This is a genomic window from Pedobacter xixiisoli, from assembly GCF_900215335.1.
Lineage (GTDB): Bacteria > Bacteroidota > Bacteroidia > Sphingobacteriales > Sphingobacteriaceae > Pedobacter > Pedobacter xixiisoli.
The window spans coordinates 516,360-537,837 of record NZ_OCMT01000004.1 but is presented as its reverse complement, the minus strand read 5'-3'; the positions used below and the strand labels follow the sequence as shown (position 1 = coordinate 537,837).

The following is a 21,478-nucleotide window of genomic DNA, read 5'->3' as shown; positions in this document are numbered from 1 at the left end:
AACTAGTATATTTTCATTTTTTATCCAAATATTGAAGAAGCTATAGCTGAAGAAAAGAGAATTAAATCAGGAAGTAGACAACAAAAAATAGAATTAGTGAAAAGTCTCAATCCAAATTGGTTAGACTTGTTTGAAACATTACATTAAAAGAGTATTAACTTGGCAAACCCTTTAGGATTGCTTCGCAGGCTCGCAATGACGAGAAGACACTATGCAAAAACTAACCATCATCAAAATAGGCGGAAACGTCATTGATAATTCTGAGAACTTACATCATTTTTTAAACGATTTTACGGCGTTAGAAGGTCCAAAGATATTAATTCATGGCGGCGGTAAAATTGCTACAGAAACCAGTGCATCATTAGGTATTGAAGCAAAAATGGTGGATGGACGTAGGATTACCGATATCGATACGTTACGGGTGGTGACCATGGTGTATGCTGGGTTAATTAACAAAAATATTGTAGCGCAACTGCAAGCCAAAGGTTCAAATGCAATTGGCTTGACTGGTGCGGATGGAAATATCATCAAAGCGAAAAAGCGCCCAGTAAAGGAAATAGATTATGGTTTTGTGGGAGATTTAGATGAAAATTCGGTCTCTGTTTCGTCTTTAGCTAATTTGCTACAGGCGGGATTTGTTCCTGTACTTTGCGCCATTACTCACGATGGTGAAACGCAGTTGCTAAATACCAATGCTGATACGATTGCTTCGGCGGTAGCAGTAGCGATGTCTAGTGCATACGAAACACATTTGGTATATTGCTTCGAAAAGAAAGGGGTGCTGAAAGATGTAAATGATGATGCAACTGTAGTAAGGGAAATCCGGTCAGCAGATTTTGAGCCATTAAAAGCTGATGGCACGGTAGCTGGCGGAATGATACCAAAATTGCATAATGCGTTTGAAGCAATTAACAAAGGGGTTACTTCGGTTTATATTGGCAAAGCCGATGAACTAGCTGAAATTGAAAAAGGAACGTTTGGAACGAAGTTGTTGAAGTAAAGCTGAAAGGTAGAATGTGTAGGGTTTAAGGTTTTTGGCCTAGCTTAGCCATCTCGTCATTGCGAGGTACGAAGCAATCTTACAACTATGGTTAAATATCTTTCGCTTTAAGATTGCTTCGTACCTCGCAATGACGGAAGATTTAGGTTTGATGTAGTTTGCACGAAAGAAGTTCAATAAACCTGATAGCAGCGGAAATACTTTTTTAAGTAGAAACTTCCGTTGCGTGTCATGCTGAGCTTGTCGAAGCATTGTGAGCGATGAAATGTGCTTCGACAAGCTCAGCATGACAAGAAGTTTAAAAAAGATTAGAGCGAATAGCCCCGATAAATACGGGACAGGCAGGACTAACATTAAAAAGAGCATCGCAACTGTTTTCAAAAAATAGAAATTAGTGTAATCAAATAATCGGTGTAATCAATCCGAAGGAGAATTTTAATCATGGCAAAAAAAATAACCATTATCGGTAGCGGAAATATCGGACTGTCTTTAGCGAAAGGACTGGTAAACAAAGCTTATTGCAAGGCAGAAAATATCACTTTAACCCGTAGAAACATCAAAATGATGACAGAGGAAGTGGCTGCAGGATTTAAAGTAAGCGATGATAATCTAGCCGCAATTGAAGACGTTGATATTGTTGTTTTAGCGGTACTTCCGCAGCAATTGAAAAAAGTTTTAGTGCAATTAGCTCCTGCCGTAAATCCAGAAAAGCAATTGTTTGTATCGGTAATTTCTGGAGTAACTTGTGCTGACGTTCGCAAGGAGTTGGGCGAAAATGTGCAGGTGATTAGAGCCATGCCAAACACCGCAATTTCAATTGGTCAGAGCATGACTTGCGTGGCTACAGATAATGCTTCGGAAGAAAATTTAACCGAAGTAGTAACTTTATTCGAAACCGTTGGTGCTGTAGTCACTATTCAAGAAGATTTGATGACTTCGGCAACTGCTTTATGTGCTTGTGGTATCGCCTTCTTTTTGCGTAGCATCAGAGCGGCATCACAAGGTGGTGTAGAAATTGGCTTTCATGCGCATGATGCGCTGAAAATGGCGGTACAAACAGCAAAAGGGGCAGCAGATTTACTTTTGTTGAACCAAACCCACCCAGAAACTGAAATAGATAAGGTAACTTCGCCGAAAGGTTGTACCATTGCAGGCTTAAATGAAATGGAGCATAATGGTTTCAGTTCATCGCTAATTAAAGGAATTAAACTATCAGCTAAAAAAGCTGGTGGACTGTATAATGAATAAGGGGATTTACGAAGTACGATTTTAGATTTACGATTATGAATAGCGAGATGTTAAAACAGCGAACGAAAGCATATTCGATATCAATAGCTAAGCTAATTTCGAGCTTGTCGTATAACGTAGTAAATAAAAACTATTCTAATCAATTGGTAAGATGTTCTAGTTCGGTTGGGGCAAATTATAGAGCTGCATGTAGAGCAAAATCTACTGCAGATTTCGTAAATAAATTGAAGATAGTTGAAGAAGAATTAGATGAAACGATGTTTTTTCTAGAATTGTTGGAAGAATTCAACCCAAATGAAAAAGATATTATCCGAAAGAATTGGGAAGAGGGAAATGAACTGTTGTCAATCATAGTGGCATCAATTGTAACTATTCGCAGAAACGAACAAAATCGTAAATCGTAATTCTAATATCGTAAATAGAATGATAGATAGATTAATTAAAGAAAGTACTGAATTATTGCGTGATTTAATACGCATTCAGTCTTTTAGCAAGGAAGAAGATAGAACTGCGAATTTAATTGCGCAGTTTTTAGGAGAACACGGCATTAAAACCAACCGTAAGCTGAATAATGTTTGGGCTTACAACAAGCATTTCGATGCGGCTAAACCAACCATTTTACTGAATTCGCACCACGACACGGTGAAGCCAAATTCGGGCTATACCCGCGATCCTTATGATGCGGCAATTGAAGATGGTATGTTGTTTGGCTTGGGCAGTAATGACGCCGGTGGTTGTTTGGTCTCGCTAATTGCTACTTTCTTGTATTTCTACGAGCAAGAAGGTTTAAAATACAACTTTTGTTTAGCGGCAACTGCCGAAGAAGAAATCTCAGGTAACGATGGCTTGGAATTGGTGATCCCTGATTTGGGAGAACTGGAATTTGCTATTGTTGGCGAACCTACAGAAATGCACTTGGCTATTGCCGAAAAAGGCTTGTTGGTCATCGACTGCACTGCTCACGGAAAAGCTGGTCACGCAGCGAGGGAAGAAGGAGAGAACGCGATCTACAAAGCTTTACCAGATATCGAATGGTTCCGTACTTACCAATTCCCGAAAGTATCTGAAGTTTTTGGTCCGGTGAAAATGACGGTAACCATTATCAATGCTGGTTCGCAACATAACGTAGTGCCAGCAAATTGTACTTTCACAGTTGATGTTCGAGTAACTGATGCTTATACCAACGAAGAAGTGGTAGAAATCATTAAACAACATGTAAATTGCGAAGTGAAACCTCGTTCGGTAAGACTAAAACCTTCGTCGATTGATAAAAACCATCCAATTGTAGTATCAGGTATTGCCTTAGGAAAAACCACCTACGGCTCACCTACTACTTCAGATCAAGCTTTATTGTCTATTCCATCGCTAAAATGTGGCCCAGGTTTTTCTGGTCGCTCACACATGGCAGATGAATTTTTGTATGTAGATGAAATTAGACAAGGGATTGAGGGTTATATTGCGATGTTAAAACCAGTGGTGGGATTATAGAATTTAACTGATTGCTTAGGCTACTCGTCATTGCGAGGAACGAAGCAATCTTTACAGCAAGTATTAATTAAAAAGGATTGCTTCGTTCCTCGCAATGACGGAGTTAATGTTATGAAAATTGCTTTAGCAAACTTCATAATAATTGAAAAACAAATACGTATACAATGAAAATTTGGCAGAAAAATATTGATGTAAACCAATTTGTAGAAAACTTTACTGTAGGTAAAGACAGAGAGTTGGATTTGCAAATGGCAAAGTTTGATGTATTGGGCTCTTTAGCGCATACGCAAATGCTAGAAACCATCAATCTGTTAACCGCCGAAGAGCTAGCGGAAGTTCAGGTGGCTTTAAAAAATATCTACAGAGAAATTGAAGAAGGTAACTTCGTTATCGAAGAAAGCGTAGAAGATGTGCACTCGCAAGTAGAATGGTTGTTAACACAACGCATCGGCGAAGCCGGCAAGAAAATCCACAGTGGGCGTTCACGTAACGACCAAGTTTTGGTGGATTTGAAGCTATATTTCCGTAGTTGCATTGAAGAAATGGTAGGTAACACCGAAGCTTTGTTCAATCAGCTAATTCAGCTGAGCGAAGCACATAAAAGCAAATTGTTGCCAGGTTATACGCATTTACAAATTGCGATGCCATCTTCATTTGGTTTGTGGTTTGGCGCTTATGCCGAAAGCTTGGCAGATGATATGGAATTGATGTTGGCCGCTTGGAAGATCACCAATAAAAACCCATTAGGTTCGGCTGCCGGTTATGGTTCTTCATTTCCATTAAACAGAACTTTAACCACACAACTTTTAGGCTTCGAAAGCTTAAATTATAACGTAGTATACGCCCAAATGGGACGTGGCAAAACCGAACGTATTTTAGCACAGGCCATGTCGTCAGTAGCGGCAACTTTAGCAAAAATGGCGATGGATGTTTGTTTGTTCATTAACCAGAACTTCGGGTTCATCAGTTTCCCATCCGAATTAACGACTGGAAGTAGCATTATGCCGCACAAGAAAAACCCAGATGTTTTTGAGCTGGTACGTTCTCGTTGTAATAAAATTCAGGCTTTGCCTAACGAAATAGCCATGATGACCACCAATTTGCCATCAGGTTACCACAGGGACTTACAATTATTGAAAGAAAATCTTTTCCCAGCCTTTATTTCACTGAACGAATGTTTAGAAATCACCACTTTCATGTTGCAGCATATCAGTATCAAAGATGATATCCTTAAAGACAAAAAATATGATTACCTATTTAGCGTAGAAGTGGTAAATGACTTAGCTTTAAACGGGATGCCTTTTAGGGATGCCTACAAAGTAGTTGGCGAGCAGATTGAAACTGGAACATTTAAACCCATGTACGAAGTAAAACATACGCATGAAGGTACCATTGGAAACTTGATGAATGAGGAAATTGCTGCAGGAATGAAACAAACCTTAAATCAATTTGGATTTGAGAAAGTAAATCAAGCCATCAAAAACTTAATTGCATAGATTTTAAAAGACTCGAAGTAAATTCGGGTCTTTTCTTTTAAAACTTGTCTTCTGATTCGATTTAACAAAGTTTAACATCAGAATAAAACCGATAAAAGCAATATTTGTATATTTGAAAATAATCTTACGACTAATTAGTCATCAATTCTTAAACATGAATACAACTTATACCAAATTCTCATTCAAAACATTATATAGCATATTCGCAATCGCAATAGTTGCTTTGGCCTCTGCTTGCGGAAAAAATGATACCCAAGTAACAGAATATGGTTCTTTAAGTATTTATAATGCTTCACCAAGCACCGCTACTCATGACGTATATCTAAATGGTTCAAAATTGAATAGCGCTGCTTTACCTTATGCAGGAGGTGTGAAATATACCCAACTTACTGCAGGCACTTACGAAAGCAAGTTTACCATAGCGAGTGAAACGGCTTCAGTTTACACTAAAACTGGCATTGCGGTAGGCAACAACACTTTTTCTACTTTATATTTAACGGGCAACACCGGAAGCTTTGATGGTGTGCTTGTTACAGATGATTTTGGGACTCCAGCAGCCGACAAAGCTTACGTACGTTTCATTAATTTATCGCCTGATGCAACTGCTTTAGATTTACGTATCAAAGATGCAACCACCAATTTAGCATCTAACCAAGCTTTTAAGAAAAATAGCGCATTTGCAGCTGTAGATGCTGGTGCAAAGGTTTTCGAAATTAAAGAAACTTCTGCGAGTACAGCTAAAACTACTGTCGAGCACACTTTAGTAAATGGAAAATTCTATACCATTATTGCTGGTGGCAAGTTTAACCCAGGCAACAACGAAAGAACTTTTAACGGACAGGTAATTACCCACCAATAATTACCTGCCAAACCTAAAGAAATAAGCAAAGGGGTCTATTTCATTTTGCAACATACCCACAATCATATCGGCACCAATTACCGAAAATGTAATCCCATTTCCTCCAAATCCCAAGCAAAAATAAGTGTTTGGGAATTTGGGATGAGGACCAATATAAGGCAAACCATCCTTGGTTTCGCCAAAAGTACCACACCACACAAAGTCTGTTATAAATTCCGTTTTGGGCATTAGCTTATGAATTGCTTTTGTTAACTTTTCTTCCTTCTTATTCAGCAAAGCATCTCGTAGCGTAGCATTTTTAAAGTTCTCGTCTTCGCCACCAACCAATAGTCTTCCATCAGCCGTGGTACGCATGTATAAATATGGATTGTCGGTATTCCAAAATAAGGTATTGTTTAACGAGGATGGAATTTGATCCATTCTTTCGCTAACCATGGCATAGGTGCTTTTCAGCTTCACTATCTTCTCTGGGATAACCTGTGTGCTTTCATATCCAGTACAGTAGATAATTTTTTTAGCCCTAATTTTTGCTTCTGTGTTCGTTTCTATCAACACCTCGTCTTTCAGGTACTTTACCTTTTTGAGTGCTGTTTTATCATAAATTTCTAGTTTTCGCTTTTGATTATAGTTTAGCAATTGATGAGCCAAACGAAATGCATCTACACTTGCGCCATCTTTTGACAGAATTCCACCTTCCGCTTTCAAGTCATAGTCCGCTTGAATCTGTTTTGCATCTAACCATTGTACTTCGAAACCAGCCTTTAGTCTCTTTTCAAACTCTTGCTTTAGCCACTTTACATCTTTTGTTGTATTGGCAAAATAAAGCGAATCTTTCTTGGTAAAACCCGCATCAGATTTTATATCTTCGGCAATACGCCCTAGCCTATCAATAGCATTTCGACAAGCTTTGTAACTCGCTATTGCTCCTACTTCGCCTATTAGTTTTTCCAATTCATAAAGTGGTACGTCAATTTCATATTGCAACATAGAAGTTGTTGCAGAGGTACTCCCGTTAGCTACTTCCCTCTTATCAATCACGACGGTATGAAAACCTGCACCAACACATGCATGTGCCATTAATGCTCCAGTAATACCAGCACCAACAATCAGTACATCGCAAACCATATCCTTTCTTAGCGAGGGATAAGCATTTAAAATTCCATTATTTACTAACCAAAAAGGTTCATTAGATCTAATGTCCATAACGATGTTTTTTTGCTATAACAGCAGAAAAGCTGACAAGTTTTACATCAATCTATCTTCTAATCTCATTTTAATTTGTAATTAAAAAATTACGCTCTATATTTGCCACAATTTATAATAAGTCTAAATAAAAAATTAAAATGTATTCTAAAGCTACTTTAAGATCAATCACGATAGTTTTTATGCTGCTATCCCTAAGTCTTAACGCTTTCTCTCAACAGACCTCTACCATCAAAGGAAAAATTACCACATCAGACGGGCAACCTGCCGCCTTTATCAGTGTTGGCCTAAAAGGATTAACTCAAAATACCTTATCTGATGATAATGGAAACTTCACATTGAATAAGATAAAACCAGGCAATTATACATTAAAAGTGAGTGCCGTAGGTTTAATCTCCCAAGAGAAAAACATCACCGTAACTGCTGGAGAAACAGCCAGCTTGAATTTTATACTTACCGAAAATAAAGAGGCACTTCAAGAAGTTACCATTGAAGGCAAGAAAAACAAGTATAAGGTTAGTTTGCCATCGGCCTCTCTTAGATTAAATGAACCTCTATTAGAAGCTCCTCAAAACATCCAAACGGTTAGCGAGCAACTTATTAAAGATCAACAAATTATTAGTATGAGCGATGGATTGATAAGAAATGTAAGTGGTGCTGCTAGATCAGAACATTGGGGCGACTTATACACCAATATTAAAATGAGAGGATCGCAAGTACAAGCAATGCGTAATGGCTTTAATTTCGTAAACTCTTACTGGGGGCCCTTAACCGAAGACATGAGCTTTGTAGATCATATTGAGTTTGTAAAAGGTCCAGCTGGATTTATGTTGGGCAATGGCGATCCGAGCGGTTTATACAACGTTGTAACTAAAAAACCTACTGGAATCAATAAAGGGGAGGTTTCTTTCACCATTGGAAGCTTTGATTTATACAGAACTGCCATAGATCTTGACCATAAAATAACCGCCGACGGTAAATTCTTGTTTAGACTGAATGCAGCAGCACAAACTAAAGGCTCTTTTAGACCTTATGAAAGCAACGATAGATACACTTTCGCTCCGTCGTTGAGTTATCAATTAAGCCGTAAGACCAAAATTACTGCAGAATATGCTTTACAAAACGCAAAGATGACGGAAGTAGGTTCGTATTATATCTTTAGTCCTAACGGCTACGCTACACTGCCTAGAGACTTTACTTTTACGCAGCCTGGAGTACCAGACACGAGAATAAACGACCATAGCGCATTTGTAAACCTACAACATAATTTCAGTGATACTTGGAAAGCTACTGCGCAAGTGGCTTACTCAAAATATCTGCAAACCGGTTACAGTTCTTGGCCATCGGCCGTCTATACAAACAATACCATTATCAGAAATGTAGGTATTTGGGATGCAGAAAGCACCATGAAACTGGCTCAGTTTTTCATCAATGGCCAAGCAAATACGGGTGGTATTGTACACAGAATTTTAGCTGGATTTGATGGAGGTAAGAAACATTACATAGCAGACTTTAACCAATCTCATGATTTAGACTTGGCCAGCGCACCGTTTGATGTCAATAATCCAAATTATGGCTTTCCAGGTAATGGATATCCTTCATTTGATAGAAGCCTTAGTCTACAGGAACGAGGTGCAGCAAACAACATCGATCAAAAATACCTTAGCGCTTATATCCAGGACGAATTAGGTTTCTTCAATAATAAATTGAGACTGACTTTGGCAGGAAGATATACTTATGTTAACCAATCTGCCTATGGTGGTACGCCTAATACAGCGAAAAAAGTGACACCAAGACTTGGCTTAAGTTACTCCGTTGACAAGAATACTTCAATCTATGCAGTTTACGACCAATCTTTTGTACCACAATCAGGCATTTTACGTAATGGTCAAGAAAACCTGCCATTAACTGGAACCAATTATGAAGCAGGTATTAAAAAAGATTGGCTAGATGGCAAATGGAATACTACGCTATCGGTGTATAGGATAGTGAAGCAAAATGAACTAGGCACAGACCCGACGAATAGTTTTATTCCGAATCCTGCTGATCCCGCAAACCCTATCAGAGAAAACTATAGCATCGTAATTGGCGAGAAAAGAGCACAAGGTATCGAATTTGACGTAAGAGGTGAAATTACTGCAGGTTTAAAGCTAATTGCCAACTATGCCTACACCGATGGAAAAATTACCAAAGTTGCTGATGGAGTACAAGGAGTGGCAGTGGGAGAAGTAGTACCCGGCTTTGCTAAACATACCTCAAACGCTTGGCTAAGCTATACCTTACAAAACGGAGCTTTAAAAGGCACTGGTATTAGCGCTGGTTTCAGCCATTTAGCTGGTCGTGCCATGGGTACTTTTAGCGGTACTAACGAAGAGCGTAATCTGCCAAACTATTTCAAATTAGATGGCGGTTTATTCTGGGAAAATAAAAGCTTGAGAATAAATGCGAATGTTTTCAACGTACTAGACAAGTATCTATTCACGGGAGCTTACTACACCGGCTATTGGAATGCCCCTAACTACGATTTAGGTGTTTATTCTTGGCAAGCTGAAGCGCCTAGAAATTATAGATTGAGCATAGCTTATAAATTTTAATTATAAAAAGCCAACCATCAAAACAAAGCTTGGTTGGCTTTCAAATGATACAGAATGGAAGCTAGAAAGCCAATAAAGAAAAAGAAAAATCAATTTAAATACTGGATAGGCAGAATACACTTATGGCTCGGTTTAATCTCCGGGCTTTTTGTGGTATTTCTGGGTATTACGGGTTGCATCCTAGCATTTGAAAGAGAAATTGAAGATGCGACTCAATCTTATCGCTTTACTGAAACACAGCGCAAACCTCTTTTACCGCCAACTCAACTCAAAGCAATTGCAGATAAAGCTTTGCCAAACAAGAAAGCGCACAGCGTAAATTATCAGCCTGGCAGAACCGCACAGGTAGTTTACTATCACGATGTCCCTGCCTACTACTATACCGTATTTGTTGATCAGTACAGCGGTAAAGTTTTAAAGGTTAAAAATATGGATGAGGATTTCTTTAGGATCATCATCATGGGGCATTATTACTTGTGGCTACCTCCAGAAATTGGGCAACCGATTTTAACCACAGCCACAATGATGTTCGTTTTCCTGCTTATCTCGGGATTGATTTTATGGTGGCCAAAAAGTAAAGCAGCTAGGAAACAAAGATTCTCTGTAAAGTTGAAATCGAAATGGCGCAGGTTAAACTACGATCTGCACAACGTCTTAGGCTTTTATATCACCTTCGTTGCCATTTTTATTGGTTTAACAGGTATGATCATGGGTTTTCAGTGGTTTTCTAAATCTGTTTATTGGGTGAGCTCTGGTGGTAAAAGCATCACAATGTTTGAAGAAACCTATTCTGATACGACATCTATTGCCAAATTGAATTTAAACGCCGCAGCGGCAGATCAATTATGGGCAAGATTTATGAAGGAAGACCCAAAGTTTAAAGGAAGTATGGATGTACACATTCCCGAGGATAAAAAAGGAACTGTAGAAATTGCTAAAAATCCAGATCCTAGCACCTATTGGAAAGCAGATTACAGGTATTTCGACCAACACACCTTAAAAGAAATTGAAGTGAAACACATATTTGGAAAATTCGCTAATACCTCTGCCGCCGACAAAATCATACGGATGAACTATGACATCCATATTGGTGCCATTGCCGGCATTCCAGGGAAAATACTGGCATTTATAGCCAGTTTAATTGCCGCAAGTTTACCTATCACTGGTTGTATCATTTGGTGGGGCCGAAGAAACAAATCAAAACCAAGTCACTAAACTTATTTAGAATAATTAAAAATAATTTGCTTATCAGAATTATGGTTTGTTAATTTGCAGATACTTTGGAATAAGTCTAAATAGCAATTATAAAAACATGAAGAAAATACATTTATTGGCAGTCTTACTTTTATCGGGTTCGTTTGCCTTTGCACAAAACAAATTTGAGCAAGACCGTAACGCAATTAAAGCATTAGCTGGCTTTTACAAGGTTACTTTTAACTATGCAGAAACTTTTTCTCCTAATGATGACTACAAGTATCACGACAGACATCGTTCTTCTGCAAAAGAAATCGCCATTATTGTGGAAGACTCTCCTAAAAAAATCGTGATTCAGCATTTATTGGTAATGAGAGGCGACAGCATGATCATTAAGCACTGGCGTGAAGATTGGACTTACGAAGATCCAAAAATCTTAGCTTTTGATAAAGAAGACACTTGGAAAACCCTTACCTTAAAACCTGAAGAAACTAAAGGTAAATGGACTCAAAAAGTATTCCAAGTGGATGACAGTCCGCGTTACCAAGCTATTGGTAGCTGGGTGCATGTAGATGGCAGGTCGCAATGGTTAAGCTATTCTGATTCTCCGCTTCCTCGCCGCGAGCACACTGAGCGCAACGATTATAACGTGTTAAACCGTCGTAACTTTGTATACTTAACACCAAACGGCTGGATGTTTGAGCAAGACAACAAGAAAATTGTTCGTACGCCAGGAGAAAAAGATAAAATGATTGCGCAAGAAAAAGGCTTAGAAGAATTTGTTAAAACAGATCCTAAATCTTTTGCCTACTCACAAGAATGGTGGAAGAAAAATGCCCCATTCTGGAAAGATGCCCGCGACATTTGGGACAATGTTTTTGCTAACAATACAGTAATCAAATTGGCTCCGAAAGTAGATAATAAATTACTTTACGAGAAATTCTTCGCTGCCAATGCACAATCTGTAAAAGAAAACTGGTCATCGGCTAAAAACAAAGAAGAAATTACTAAAATCATCAATGCTTATTTAATCAAAGGATAATCCTTATTAAAAAGCAATACGAATGCTTTGTGTCGGCAATTTTATATATTGTGGGCACAAAGCATTTTTTCGTATGTACCGTTTACCTTTCCTCCTATTCATTTCTTTTTTCTTTGGTTCTAATGCCTTCGCACAAGACTTAAACTACGCAAAGAAAACCATCAACACCTTAACTTCTAAAAAGTATTGGGGCCGTGGTTATACCAAAGATGGGATGGGCAAAGCCGCCAACTATATTGAAAAGGAATTTAGAAGCTTTGGTTTGGTGCCTATTAGTAGTAATGATTTTAAACAAGGCTTTTCCTTCGCTGTAAACACTTTTCCAAGTAAAATGGAGGTGAAGCTAGATGGAAGGAAATTAATCGCAGGAAAAGACTTTATCGTACACCAAGCAAGCAAAGGAATAAGCATTACCGATAGCCTCGTCAAAAAAGATAGTCTTACGTATCTAGGTAAAAGCGGAAGTATCGCTATCAGTTTACAGCCTAAACTAACTTGGTCGGTTTCGCAAAAAGTATTGGATTACACGATTATCGAAATCAGTCAAAAAGCTGTAATAACTAACCCTACGGTGATTAAGGTTGATGTAGAGAACAGATTAGAGCCTAATTTTAAAGCGGCAAATGTATTAGCCATGGTAAAGGGCACCGCAAAGCCCGATTCAATGATTGTATTTACCGCACATTATGATCATTTGGGAGGAATGGGCGAACAGATTTATTTCCCGGGTGCTAATGATAATGCCAGCGGAATAGCCATGTTATTGAACCTAGCAAAGTACTACGCTGCCAATCCACCAAAGTACAGCATTGTTTTTATTGCCTTTGCGGCAGAAGAAGCTGGATTGTTGGGTTCTAAGTATTTTACCGAAAATCCGCTATTCCCTTTACAAAACATTCGATTTCTTTGGAATTTAGATTTATTGGGCAATGGCGATGCTGGAGCTACAGTTGTCAATGCGACCATACATCCCCAAGAATTTGCATTGCTCAACAAGATTAATGCCGAGCATAAATACCTAACTAAAATTAATCCTAGGGGAAAAGCCGCCAACAGCGATCATCATTTTTTTACCGAAAAGGGAGTTCCAGCATTTTTCTTATATACACAGGGTGGCTCTCCTGCATATCACGATGTGGACGATATTGCCAAAAAATTACCGTTAACAGCCTTCGAAAATCTATTTAAACTGTTTATCAAATTCAATACAGTGCTTATCCACTAAAAGTTCAACTTATTCTATTCTCTTTCAGCGAATAACAATTATATTCGCAGCAAAAATTAACCCGTCTAATGAAAAAAATGTTTTTAACCGTTGCAATCGCAATGGTCTCGCTCTATGCTAGCGCTCAAGAATCTGAAACTTCTGATTTCAAACCTACTAAAGGAAGCTTCGCTACCGAATTAAACTTCAACCCTTTCAAAGGAAATTTAAGTTTCAACAACGTACTTAATCAGGTAAAAGGAAGATACTTTCTATCTCCTCAATTAGCCTTAAGATTAGGTTTTAACGTTAACACTATTGATTCGGCTCAAAACTATGGCACTCCTTACGGAGCTCAATCTAACTTCACTTCCGAGAAAAGAAAAAGCACCAGTTTTGGTTTAAACTTTGGTATCGAAAAACACTTTAAAGGAACTAAAAGACTATCTCCCTATATTGGAGCCGATATTTTTTGGGGAACAAAAAGTGCTAACCAAGAAATCTCTAACAACGCCTCTACTTCAAAAATTAAAAATGCTTGGGTAGAATATACTTCCCAATACATTCAAGCTGGTACGCCACCTTATTATTATTACACCACTACAATAACAAAGGTTACAGAAAATGCTTATAATCGCTTTGGCGTAACCGCAGTTGCAGGTTTCGATTTTTACATGGCAAAAGATTTCTTTTTAGGGTATGAATTTAACCTAGGTTATTCTAAAACAAAATACAAATCACCAGAGGCAACCGTAACCGGACAGAACCCTACAACTCCAAATTATTACAGTAATAACTCAACCAGTAAATTTGGCACCTCGCTTGTAAATGGTATTCGTATAGGTTATTCGTTTTAATATACGCTCATGAAAAAATTAACTCTTTTTAGCATTTTTTGCCTTTTTGCTCTAGTTTTAAACAGTTGCAAGAAAGATGAATTATCGCCTCCAGAAATACAGACGTTAACCATTACTCCTGTTTCCCATAATAGTGTAACACTGGTAGGCAATATCATTACTAAGGGCAAACAAAAAATTATAGATTACGGATTTATCTACAGCACTAGCACTTCTGTTCCTGACGAAAATAGTGGAACTAAAGTATCTTTAGGTAACAATCCAACAGAAGGCGAGTTTAGCAAAACGTTAACCAACATCACATTAAACAGCTCTAACTCGAATATGATTTGGGCCAGGGCCTACATCGCCGATGACAAAGGAACGGTATTTGGTTCAGCTATTTCAGCTAGCTTACCTAGGCCAAACAGTAGTGCTATTTCACCAAGTTCTGGCCAATCGGGTGATGTAGTTAAGATTGCTGGAAAATTCTACAATCCCAATATCAACGCTGTAGTAGTAAACTTCCAAAACGTAAAAGCGAGAGTTATTAGCGCTACAGATACCGAATTAAGTGTAGAAATACCTGGGGGCATCAACGCTTATCATAATCAACAGATATCGGTAACGATAGCTATAGATGGTGCAGTGGCTACCAATTCGATGTATTTTACCATACTGGCCAACATCAAAGATTTTTCGCCTAAAACTGGCCCAGTTGGCACTTTAGTTACCCTTTCTGGAGACAACATGCCGAACAATTCTTATTATAGTAGCAGCATACCCATCTATTTTGGCAACTTTCAAGCCAATACCGGCAACTATTATTCGCAAGTTTTGGTACCATTTAGTGTGGGCGAAACATCAGACGTATCGGTAATGAGCAATGGCCAAAGAAAAACATTAGGTGTATTTACCGTAGCTGCACCACAAATTACTTCGGTGAGCCCAGAAGCCGTTTTACCAACGCAAAACATCACCATTAGCGGTAACAATTTCCCTACACAATATGATGGAAGTGCCAATAGACAAATGATAAAAATAGGTAACGGAGAATATCAGAATGCTGGTTATTCTAGTAGTAGCGTTTTCAGCTACAACGTTCCAGCCAGCACGCCAGAGGGAGAGCACACAATATATTATAGAGTTGGTCCTCACGAGGTACAGGCACCTAAAAAGCTAAAAGTATTAGGTCACCAAATCACTGGTTTCTCCCCATCATCAGGCGGCCCTGGCAAAGAAGTAAACATTGCAGGTAATTTCATTGTAAACACAAGTTATTACGTTTCATTTGGAAACGTCAACGCTTACGCAACAGCCACTTCGGCAACTAACTTAAGAGTAATTGTACCCACGGGCATAGATGCAGGCAAAGTGAAATTAACCTTCGACCCGTCTAATAAGAGAATATTAATTCCAGGCGAATTTGATATACTTGGCCCAACATTTACTTCATTTACGCCAACCTCTGGTGTAGCAGGTACGTTAATTACCATTAAAGGCTCAGCTTTTTACCAGGGTAGTGGACAAGTGATATTCGGTACCGTAGCCGTTACGCCAATTAGTGTTACCGAAAATACCATGATTGTAGCGGTGCCATCAAACGTAACGCCTGGAGCAATGAAACTTTCGATACGAACTGGCGGGCAAACCGTAATTCATCCTAATAATTTTACCATTACCAATTAAGCATAAAATTAATAAACAGAAAAGGGAGCAGATCAAAATTGCTCCCTTTTCTGTTTACAATCAACTATATATAAATCCCTTACAAACAAATCTTAATTACATCTTGTTACTATCTACAGCAATTTATTAAATTCGTTAATAGATTACACCTACCTTTTGAAATAGCTAACGTTACAAACAATCGCTCTTAATAAGCGGCAAAAATTAATAAGATACGCAGCCTACCTCCCATTAGGGCTAGTTTCTAAATTAAACGGCTTACTCATGGATACAACACGTTCAGTAGGGAGAAAGGAATTTAAGGGCATAGATGTCACTAAGTTTGTATTGGCACTTTTCGTTGTCGCAGGACATACCCATCCATTTAAGGACGTAGACAATCTCATTTTTATGCAGTTATGGGAAACATCGCTGTTATTAGTGGTACCCTATTTCTTTATGGCAGCAGGTTTTTTCCTTTTTTCAAAGGTGTACAGAACTGACGATAAGAAATATCAACTAGATACGATTAGGCCTTATCTATTTAGGATTTTTAAACTATACCTCTATTGGACCATCATTTTTCTGCCCATTACACTTTGGCGGTATTTCACTGATGACCTCATATTCCAAAAAGACTTAGTTCTATTTATTAGAGGCACCTTTTTCTTTGGCGAAAATTATTATTCGTGGCCATTATGGTTTTTACTCTCAATGACCTATTCCATCGCATTTATCTATCTCTTGACGTTAATTAATTTTAAATGGAAAGGTGTTTTTATCGCCTCAGTAATCATTTTTATCATCGCCATTATATTTAATTATTTGGTAAAAGAAGAAAGCGAAAACAGCCTATTATTGGCTATTGGCAGAGCCATTAAATATTTATTCTTAACAGGAAGATTATTTACAGGTATGTTTTATTTGATGGTTGGCGGATTAATTGCGCTCAACAAGATCAAGCTGTCTGCATGGATTGTTTTATTGATGATCATTGTTGCCGTTGCTTTTCAGCTGTATGAAGTTGAGATTGTATCGCCGCTATTGTTTTCTTTTTTGCCTATCACGCTGTTTTATTTAACCATCAACTTAAAGTTAGAAAGCGTAAAAAACAATGCTTTTTTAAGGAAATGTAGTACTGTGCTTTACTTCACCCATATGATTGTATTTTTCCTCTATTCGCTTATTTTCAGAGGGATGGAATACTTCGGTTGGGATGCCTTTTTGGTGTCGGTTATTGTGCCTATTTTGCTTACTCCGTTAATTATACGTAACGAAGAAAGATTCCCAATTTTGAAGGAGTTGTTTGGGTAAAACCAGTTATCTTTTAGCGAGTTAGTCTATTAACTAATTCTTGCTTTTTGTTTTCTTATCTGATTTAATACAGTTTGGGACTGTTTTGTCACCTTTCTTCTTTGTACCAGCTTGTTCATAGCCACTCCAACAGGGGTCTTTTTCTTTTTGCTTAGCCATAATAAAATATTTAATAACGTTAACATCGGATTATGGAGATTGTTTATCAATTCTATAACAATCAATAAACAAAAAGCACCAACCATTTTCTGATTGATGCTTTAAAAAGTAGCCCCGAGCAGAATCGAACTGCTATCTAAAGTTTAGGAAACTTCTATTCTATCCGTTGAACTACGGGGCCCATTGTGTGCGCAAATATATAAAATTATGTTGTTTCAACTAAAGCCAAAACGTATATTCGGTAATGAGAAAAATATTTGGCGCTCTTCTAATTCTGATAGGCTTGTTTCTAACATTTGCTATCATATCTGGCTCTATAACCTTTTATATTAAGAGAAGCCCGCTTTAATCTGCAGAAAGATGGAGCAGATGCTATTGGTTATATAATTGGAATATTCATTGGCTTAACACTCTTTGCCACAATAAACTTTGCTTTTTATTTCTTTGGGGTCAAATTGTTAAAGAACAATAAAAAAGAACTGCTACCTATTCCAGATGAAGATTTCCCCTCACAACTTAGATAGTTAGCCCTGATTTAACATTTCCAATTGCTTCACATCTCCTGAACCTTCCGCTTCGTAAATCTGTAGCCCAAAATAAGGCGCAGCGGCAATGATATGATCAAAAATATCAGCCATGATATGTTCGTACTCTGCCCAGATAATAGTGTTGGCAAATACATAAATCTCAATAGGCAAGCCATGTGGCGTAGGTGCTAACTGCCTTACCATAATGTTCATGCGCTTATTCGTTCCCGAATGGCTAGAAATGTAGCTATCGATATACTTACGAAACAAGCCTGCGTTGGTCAAGTTTCTACCGTTAATTAACAAGCTTTTATCAGCGTTGGTACGTGTGTTATGTTTTTCAATATCTTTTTGGCGATGTTGGATGTAAGAACTAATCAATTGGATTTGCTCAAATTGGGCCAATTCCTCTTCTTTTAAGAACCGAATACTTGATTGCTTGATGTTGATTGCCCTTTTGATTCTTCGTCCCCCAGATTGGCGCATTCCACGCCAGTTTTGGAATGAATCAGAAATTAAGGAGTACGTAGGAATAGTGGTAATTGTCTTATCAAAATTCTGCACCTTCACCGTAGTAAGGTTAATTTCTAAGATATCGCCATCAGCGCCGTATTTAGGCATGGTAATCCAATCACCAATACGTACAATATCGTTGGTGGTTACTTGGATGCTGGCTACAAAACCCATAATCGTGTCCTTAAACATTAATAACAGCACAGCAGAAATAGCACCCATTGCCGTAAAAAATGCCACTGGCGATTTTCCCGTTAGGTTAGAAAACAACACCACCGTACCAAACAGATACAGCAAAATACGGATGACCTGCAGATAGCTATCTATCGGTTTACCCCTAAAGCTAGGTTTCTCTTTTAGTAAATCTCCTCCTGCTTTAATGATGGCCATCATCACCCAAACTACTACGAGAACTAAATAGATATCGCAAAGCCCCAGCAACAATTTGCTAATTTGGGGATAATCGTGAAAAACAACAGGAATAGTAAGGTAAAGCACCATTAAAGGCGCAATAAGCGACAAATAATGCGTTACCTTATGTTCTAATAAAAACTTGAAAAAGGAAATATCCGTTTTACGGATGGTTTGAATAACGATGAGACGGAGAATACGCCTAACCACATAATAGATAAGGTAAGTAATACCTATGGCCAAAACTAACAACACCAAGGCATTTACCACGGCGGCTACGTTGTCGGTTAATCCTAAACTCTTAAAGAAATGTAAACTGGCACGACTGAAATCTCGCAAGTGATTGTTTAACTCCATATCGTGCCAATATAAGGCTTTTGTGGGTAACTAGCGAAGGGAGGAAGTACACTCTTTTCAATAAACACCCTCTCTGGCTACGCCATCTCTGCCAAAGGGAGAGAATTAGCGATTATACTTTCTCTCCCTTTGGCAGAGATGCCCAAAGGGCAGAGAGGGGTAAAAAGGTCATTTAATGTTTGAAATCTATCTATAGCAAAACAGCCCATTGTAATTAACAACAGGCTGTTTACATATCATATCTAATTCATTTATCTCACTACACCTCCATTTGTACTAGCCGATGTCGGGCTCACAAAACTCAATTTGCCTTGTGCATCTTCCGCCATTAAAATCATTCCTTGCGAAACAATCCCTTTAATTTCTCTTGGCGCCAAGTTAGCCAACAAACTTACCTGCTGACCAATAATTTCTTCTGGCTTGTAATGCTCTGCAATGCCTGAAACCACGGTACGTTGGTCTAAACCTGTATCTAAAGTAAGTTTTAATAGCTTTTTGGTTTTCTCTACTTTTTCGGCAGCAATAATAGTAGCCACACGAATATCCATCGCACCAAAATCTTCGAAAGTAATATTTTCCTTCGCTGGAGCAACAATAGCATTTGCCGCTTCGTTTTGCGCTTTGCTATTGTTCAACTTGTCAATTTGTGCTTGTACCTCTTCATCTTCAATCTTAGCGAACAATAAAATTGGCTCGTTAATTTGGTGACCACGTTTCAATAAACTTACCGAACCTGCATCTTCCCAAATATGACCACCATAGTTCAACATTTTCTGCAATTTATCTGCAGTGAACGGCAAGAATGGCTCAATTAGAATTTCTAAGTTCGCCGCAATTTGTAAAGCGATATTCAGAATGGTTCTAACTCTGTCCTCGTCGGTTTTAATCAATTTCCAAGGCTCAGTATCTGCCAAGTACTTATTACCTAACCTAGCCACATTCATCACCTCGCTTAAAGCCTCTCTAAAACGATAATTTTCAATCGAAGCACTAATCTTTGCAGGATAAGCTTTTAGCTCTTCAATCACCGCATTATCGATATCAGTCAACTCCATGCAAGTTGGTACTTTACCATTAAAATATTTGTGGGTAAGTACGGTTACACGGTTCACAAAATTCCCGAAAATCGCTACCAGCTCATTATTATTTCTCGCTTGAAAATCTTTCCAAGTAAAATCGTTATCCTTCGTTTCTGGAGCAGTTGCCGTTAATACATAACGTAAAATATCCTGTTTATCTGGAAACTCTAGCAAATACTCGTTCAACCAAACCGCCCAGTTTTTAGAGGTCGATATTTTTTGACCTTCCAGGTTTAGGAATTCGTTGGCAGGCACATTATCCGCGAGTGTATATTCACCATGCGCCATTAACATTGCCGGAAAAATGATACAGTGGAAAACGATGTTATCCTTACCGATAAAGTGGACCAATTTCGCATCTTCGCTTTTCCAATATTCTTCGTACTCGAAATTATCTACGCTAGTTTGGTCGATGTAATATTCTTCAGCTTTCGGATTCCAAACGCCTAATTTAGCATAGTTAGCTAATTCTTTAGTTGCCGAAATGTAACCGATAGGTGCATCGAACCAAACGTACAACACTTTACCATCAGCACCTTTTACTGGCACCTGTACACCCCAATCCAAATCTCTGGTCATCGCCCTTGGCTGCAAACCTGCGTTTAACCAGCTTTGGCACTGTCCATACACATTTGGTCGCCATTCTTTGTGGCTTTCAATATATGCTCTTAATTTATCCTCGTATTTATCTAATGGCAAAAACCAGTTCTTGGTTTCTCTCATTACTGGAGGTTCTCCAGACAAAGTCGATTTTGGGTTGATTAAGTCGGTAGCGTTTAAGGTACTACCACAGCTTTCGCATTGGTCGCCATACGCATTTTCGTTACCACATTTAGGGCAAGTACCTGTAATGTATCGATCTGCCAAGAAAGATTGTGCTTTCTCGTCATAATATTGCTCGGTCACTTCCTCGGTAAAAATACCATCGTTGTACAATTTCTCAAAGAAATCTTCGGCCGTTTGGTGGTGTGTTAAGGATGAAGTACGGTGATAGATATCGAAAGAAATTCCAAACTCCTTAAAAGAATCGCCAATGATTTTATGGTATTTATCTACCACTTCTTGCGGTGTAATTCCTTCTCTCTTCGCTTTCAAAGTGATGGGCACCCCGTTTTCGTCAGAACCGCAAATGAATTTCACGTCTTTTTTGTTTGAGCGGAGATAACGCACATAGGTATCTGCAGGTAAATAAACTCCCGCTAAGTGACCAATATGCACCGGACCATTGGTGTAAGGCAAAGCTGCCGTTACGGTATATCTTTTAAATTTATTATTATCCAAAACAA

Annotated in this window: 17 protein-coding genes and 1 tRNA gene; 13 read left to right on the top strand and 5 right to left on the bottom strand. The window is 38.4% G+C overall.

Features of this window, described 5'->3' with window-relative positions; all coding sequences use genetic code 11:
* The first annotated feature begins 211 nt into the window (after nt 1-211).
* From argB to CRO54_RS18425, 6 genes are all read left to right on the top strand, one after another.
* A complete protein-coding gene (gene argB / locus CRO54_RS18455) occupies nt 212-1,000 on the top strand; it encodes an acetylglutamate kinase (RefSeq protein WP_097133551.1) in 789 nt (262 codons plus the stop codon).
* Nucleotides 1,001-1,441: 441 nt separating this feature from the next.
* Nucleotides 1,442-2,248, top strand: coding sequence for a pyrroline-5-carboxylate reductase (gene proC / locus CRO54_RS18445; protein WP_097133549.1), 807 nt, complete (start codon nt 1,442-1,444; stop codon nt 2,246-2,248).
* Between the two features lie 35 nt (nt 2,249-2,283).
* The gene (locus CRO54_RS18440; RefSeq protein WP_097133548.1) at nt 2,284-2,652 is read left to right on the top strand and encodes a four helix bundle protein; all 369 of its coding nucleotides are present in this window, start codon (nt 2,284-2,286) and stop codon (nt 2,650-2,652) included.
* Nucleotides 2,653-2,671: 19 nt separating this feature from the next.
* On the top strand, nt 2,672-3,736 hold the full coding sequence (locus CRO54_RS18435; RefSeq protein WP_097133547.1) for a M20 family metallo-hydrolase: 1,065 nt from the start codon (nt 2,672-2,674) through the stop codon (nt 3,734-3,736).
* A gap of 164 nt (nt 3,737-3,900) precedes the next feature.
* Nucleotides 3,901-5,232: an argininosuccinate lyase gene (gene argH / locus CRO54_RS18430; RefSeq protein ID WP_097133546.1), complete on the top strand. Its 1,332-nt coding sequence runs from the start codon at nt 3,901-3,903 to the stop codon at nt 5,230-5,232.
* A gap of 154 nt (nt 5,233-5,386) precedes the next feature.
* Nucleotides 5,387-6,091, top strand: a complete 705-nt coding sequence (locus CRO54_RS18425) for a DUF4397 domain-containing protein (RefSeq protein WP_097133545.1) — start codon at nt 5,387-5,389, stop codon at nt 6,089-6,091.
* Here CRO54_RS18425 and CRO54_RS18420 read toward each other — a convergent pair whose 3' ends face one another.
* Nucleotides 6,092-7,294: an NAD(P)/FAD-dependent oxidoreductase gene (locus CRO54_RS18420; protein WP_097133544.1), complete on the bottom strand. Its 1,203-nt coding sequence runs from the start codon at nt 7,292-7,294 to the stop codon at nt 6,092-6,094.
* 140 nt (nt 7,295-7,434) lie between these two features.
* Here CRO54_RS18420 and CRO54_RS18415 point away from each other — a divergent pair, with 140 nt between their 5' ends.
* The 7 genes from CRO54_RS18415 to CRO54_RS18385 all read left to right on the top strand — a co-directional run bounded on the left by CRO54_RS18415 (nt 7,435) and on the right by CRO54_RS18385 (nt 17,146).
* Nucleotides 7,435-9,888, top strand: coding sequence for a TonB-dependent receptor (locus CRO54_RS18415; protein ID WP_097133543.1), 2,454 nt, complete (start codon nt 7,435-7,437; stop codon nt 9,886-9,888).
* Between the two features lie 54 nt (nt 9,889-9,942).
* Complete coding sequence (locus tag CRO54_RS18410; protein WP_097133542.1) at nt 9,943-11,103, top strand: PepSY-associated TM helix domain-containing protein; 1,161 nt, start codon at nt 9,943-9,945, stop codon at nt 11,101-11,103.
* A 97-nt stretch (nt 11,104-11,200) separates the two neighbouring features.
* Nucleotides 11,201-12,124 carry a DUF6607 family protein gene (locus CRO54_RS18405; RefSeq protein ID WP_097133541.1) on the top strand — a complete coding sequence of 308 codons (924 nt, stop codon included), beginning with the start codon at nt 11,201-11,203 and terminating at the stop codon, nt 12,122-12,124.
* 73 nt (nt 12,125-12,197) lie between these two features.
* Nucleotides 12,198-13,349 (top strand): M28 family metallopeptidase, encoded by a 1,152-nt coding sequence (locus tag CRO54_RS18400; protein ID WP_097133540.1) that lies wholly within the window; start codon nt 12,198-12,200, stop codon nt 13,347-13,349.
* A 68-nt stretch (nt 13,350-13,417) separates the two neighbouring features.
* A complete protein-coding gene (locus CRO54_RS18395) occupies nt 13,418-14,185 on the top strand; it encodes a hypothetical protein (RefSeq protein WP_097133539.1) in 768 nt (255 codons plus the stop codon).
* A 9-nt stretch (nt 14,186-14,194) separates the two neighbouring features.
* Nucleotides 14,195-15,853, top strand: coding sequence for an IPT/TIG domain-containing protein (locus CRO54_RS18390; protein WP_097133538.1), 1,659 nt, complete (start codon nt 14,195-14,197; stop codon nt 15,851-15,853).
* 264 nt (nt 15,854-16,117) lie between these two features.
* Nucleotides 16,118-17,146, top strand: coding sequence for an acyltransferase family protein (locus CRO54_RS18385; RefSeq protein ID WP_097133537.1), 1,029 nt, complete (start codon nt 16,118-16,120; stop codon nt 17,144-17,146).
* 33 nt (nt 17,147-17,179) lie between these two features.
* Here CRO54_RS18385 and CRO54_RS21625 read toward each other — a convergent pair whose 3' ends face one another.
* The 4 genes from CRO54_RS21625 to metG form a co-directional block, all read right to left on the bottom strand.
* Nucleotides 17,180-17,305, bottom strand: coding sequence for a hypothetical protein (locus tag CRO54_RS21625; protein WP_262710555.1), 126 nt, complete (start codon nt 17,303-17,305; stop codon nt 17,180-17,182).
* Between the two features lie 109 nt (nt 17,306-17,414).
* Nucleotides 17,415-17,486 (bottom strand) — tRNA-Arg (locus tag CRO54_RS18380).
* 343 nt (nt 17,487-17,829) lie between these two features.
* Nucleotides 17,830-19,113: a mechanosensitive ion channel family protein gene (locus CRO54_RS18375; protein WP_097133536.1), complete on the bottom strand. Its 1,284-nt coding sequence runs from the start codon at nt 19,111-19,113 to the stop codon at nt 17,830-17,832.
* A 251-nt stretch (nt 19,114-19,364) separates the two neighbouring features.
* Nucleotides 19,365-21,473 (bottom strand): methionine--tRNA ligase, encoded by a 2,109-nt coding sequence (gene metG / locus CRO54_RS18370; RefSeq protein WP_171047939.1) that lies wholly within the window; start codon nt 21,471-21,473, stop codon nt 19,365-19,367.
* Nucleotides 21,474-21,478 lie beyond the last annotated feature (5 nt).

Coding starts and splice junctions, on each gene's coding strand:
- CRO54_RS18395 (WP_097133539.1), top strand. CDS start 13,418: ATGAAAAAAATGTTTTTAACCGTTGCAATCGCAATGGTCTCGCTCTAT.
- CRO54_RS18420 (WP_097133544.1), bottom strand. CDS start 7,294: ATGGACATTAGATCTAATGAACCTTTTTGGTTAGTAAATAATGGAATT.
- CRO54_RS18385 (WP_097133537.1), top strand. CDS start 16,118: ATGGATACAACACGTTCAGTAGGGAGAAAGGAATTTAAGGGCATAGAT.
- CRO54_RS18390 (WP_097133538.1), top strand. CDS start 14,195: ATGAAAAAATTAACTCTTTTTAGCATTTTTTGCCTTTTTGCTCTAGTT.
- CRO54_RS18405 (WP_097133541.1), top strand. CDS start 11,201: ATGAAGAAAATACATTTATTGGCAGTCTTACTTTTATCGGGTTCGTTT.
- CRO54_RS18400 (WP_097133540.1), top strand. CDS start 12,198: ATGTACCGTTTACCTTTCCTCCTATTCATTTCTTTTTTCTTTGGTTCT.
- CRO54_RS18410 (WP_097133542.1), top strand. CDS start 9,943: ATGGAAGCTAGAAAGCCAATAAAGAAAAAGAAAAATCAATTTAAATAC.
- CRO54_RS21625 (WP_262710555.1), bottom strand. CDS start 17,305: ATGGCTAAGCAAAAAGAAAAAGACCCCTGTTGGAGTGGCTATGAACAA.
- CRO54_RS18440 (WP_097133548.1), top strand. CDS start 2,284: ATGAATAGCGAGATGTTAAAACAGCGAACGAAAGCATATTCGATATCA.
- CRO54_RS18425 (WP_097133545.1), top strand. CDS start 5,387: ATGAATACAACTTATACCAAATTCTCATTCAAAACATTATATAGCATA.
- CRO54_RS18435 (WP_097133547.1), top strand. CDS start 2,672: ATGATAGATAGATTAATTAAAGAAAGTACTGAATTATTGCGTGATTTA.
- CRO54_RS18415 (WP_097133543.1), top strand. CDS start 7,435: ATGTATTCTAAAGCTACTTTAAGATCAATCACGATAGTTTTTATGCTG.
- argH (WP_097133546.1), top strand. CDS start 3,901: ATGAAAATTTGGCAGAAAAATATTGATGTAAACCAATTTGTAGAAAAC.
- proC (WP_097133549.1), top strand. CDS start 1,442: ATGGCAAAAAAAATAACCATTATCGGTAGCGGAAATATCGGACTGTCT.
- argB (WP_097133551.1), top strand. CDS start 212: ATGCAAAAACTAACCATCATCAAAATAGGCGGAAACGTCATTGATAAT.
- CRO54_RS18375 (WP_097133536.1), bottom strand. CDS start 19,113: ATGGAGTTAAACAATCACTTGCGAGATTTCAGTCGTGCCAGTTTACAT.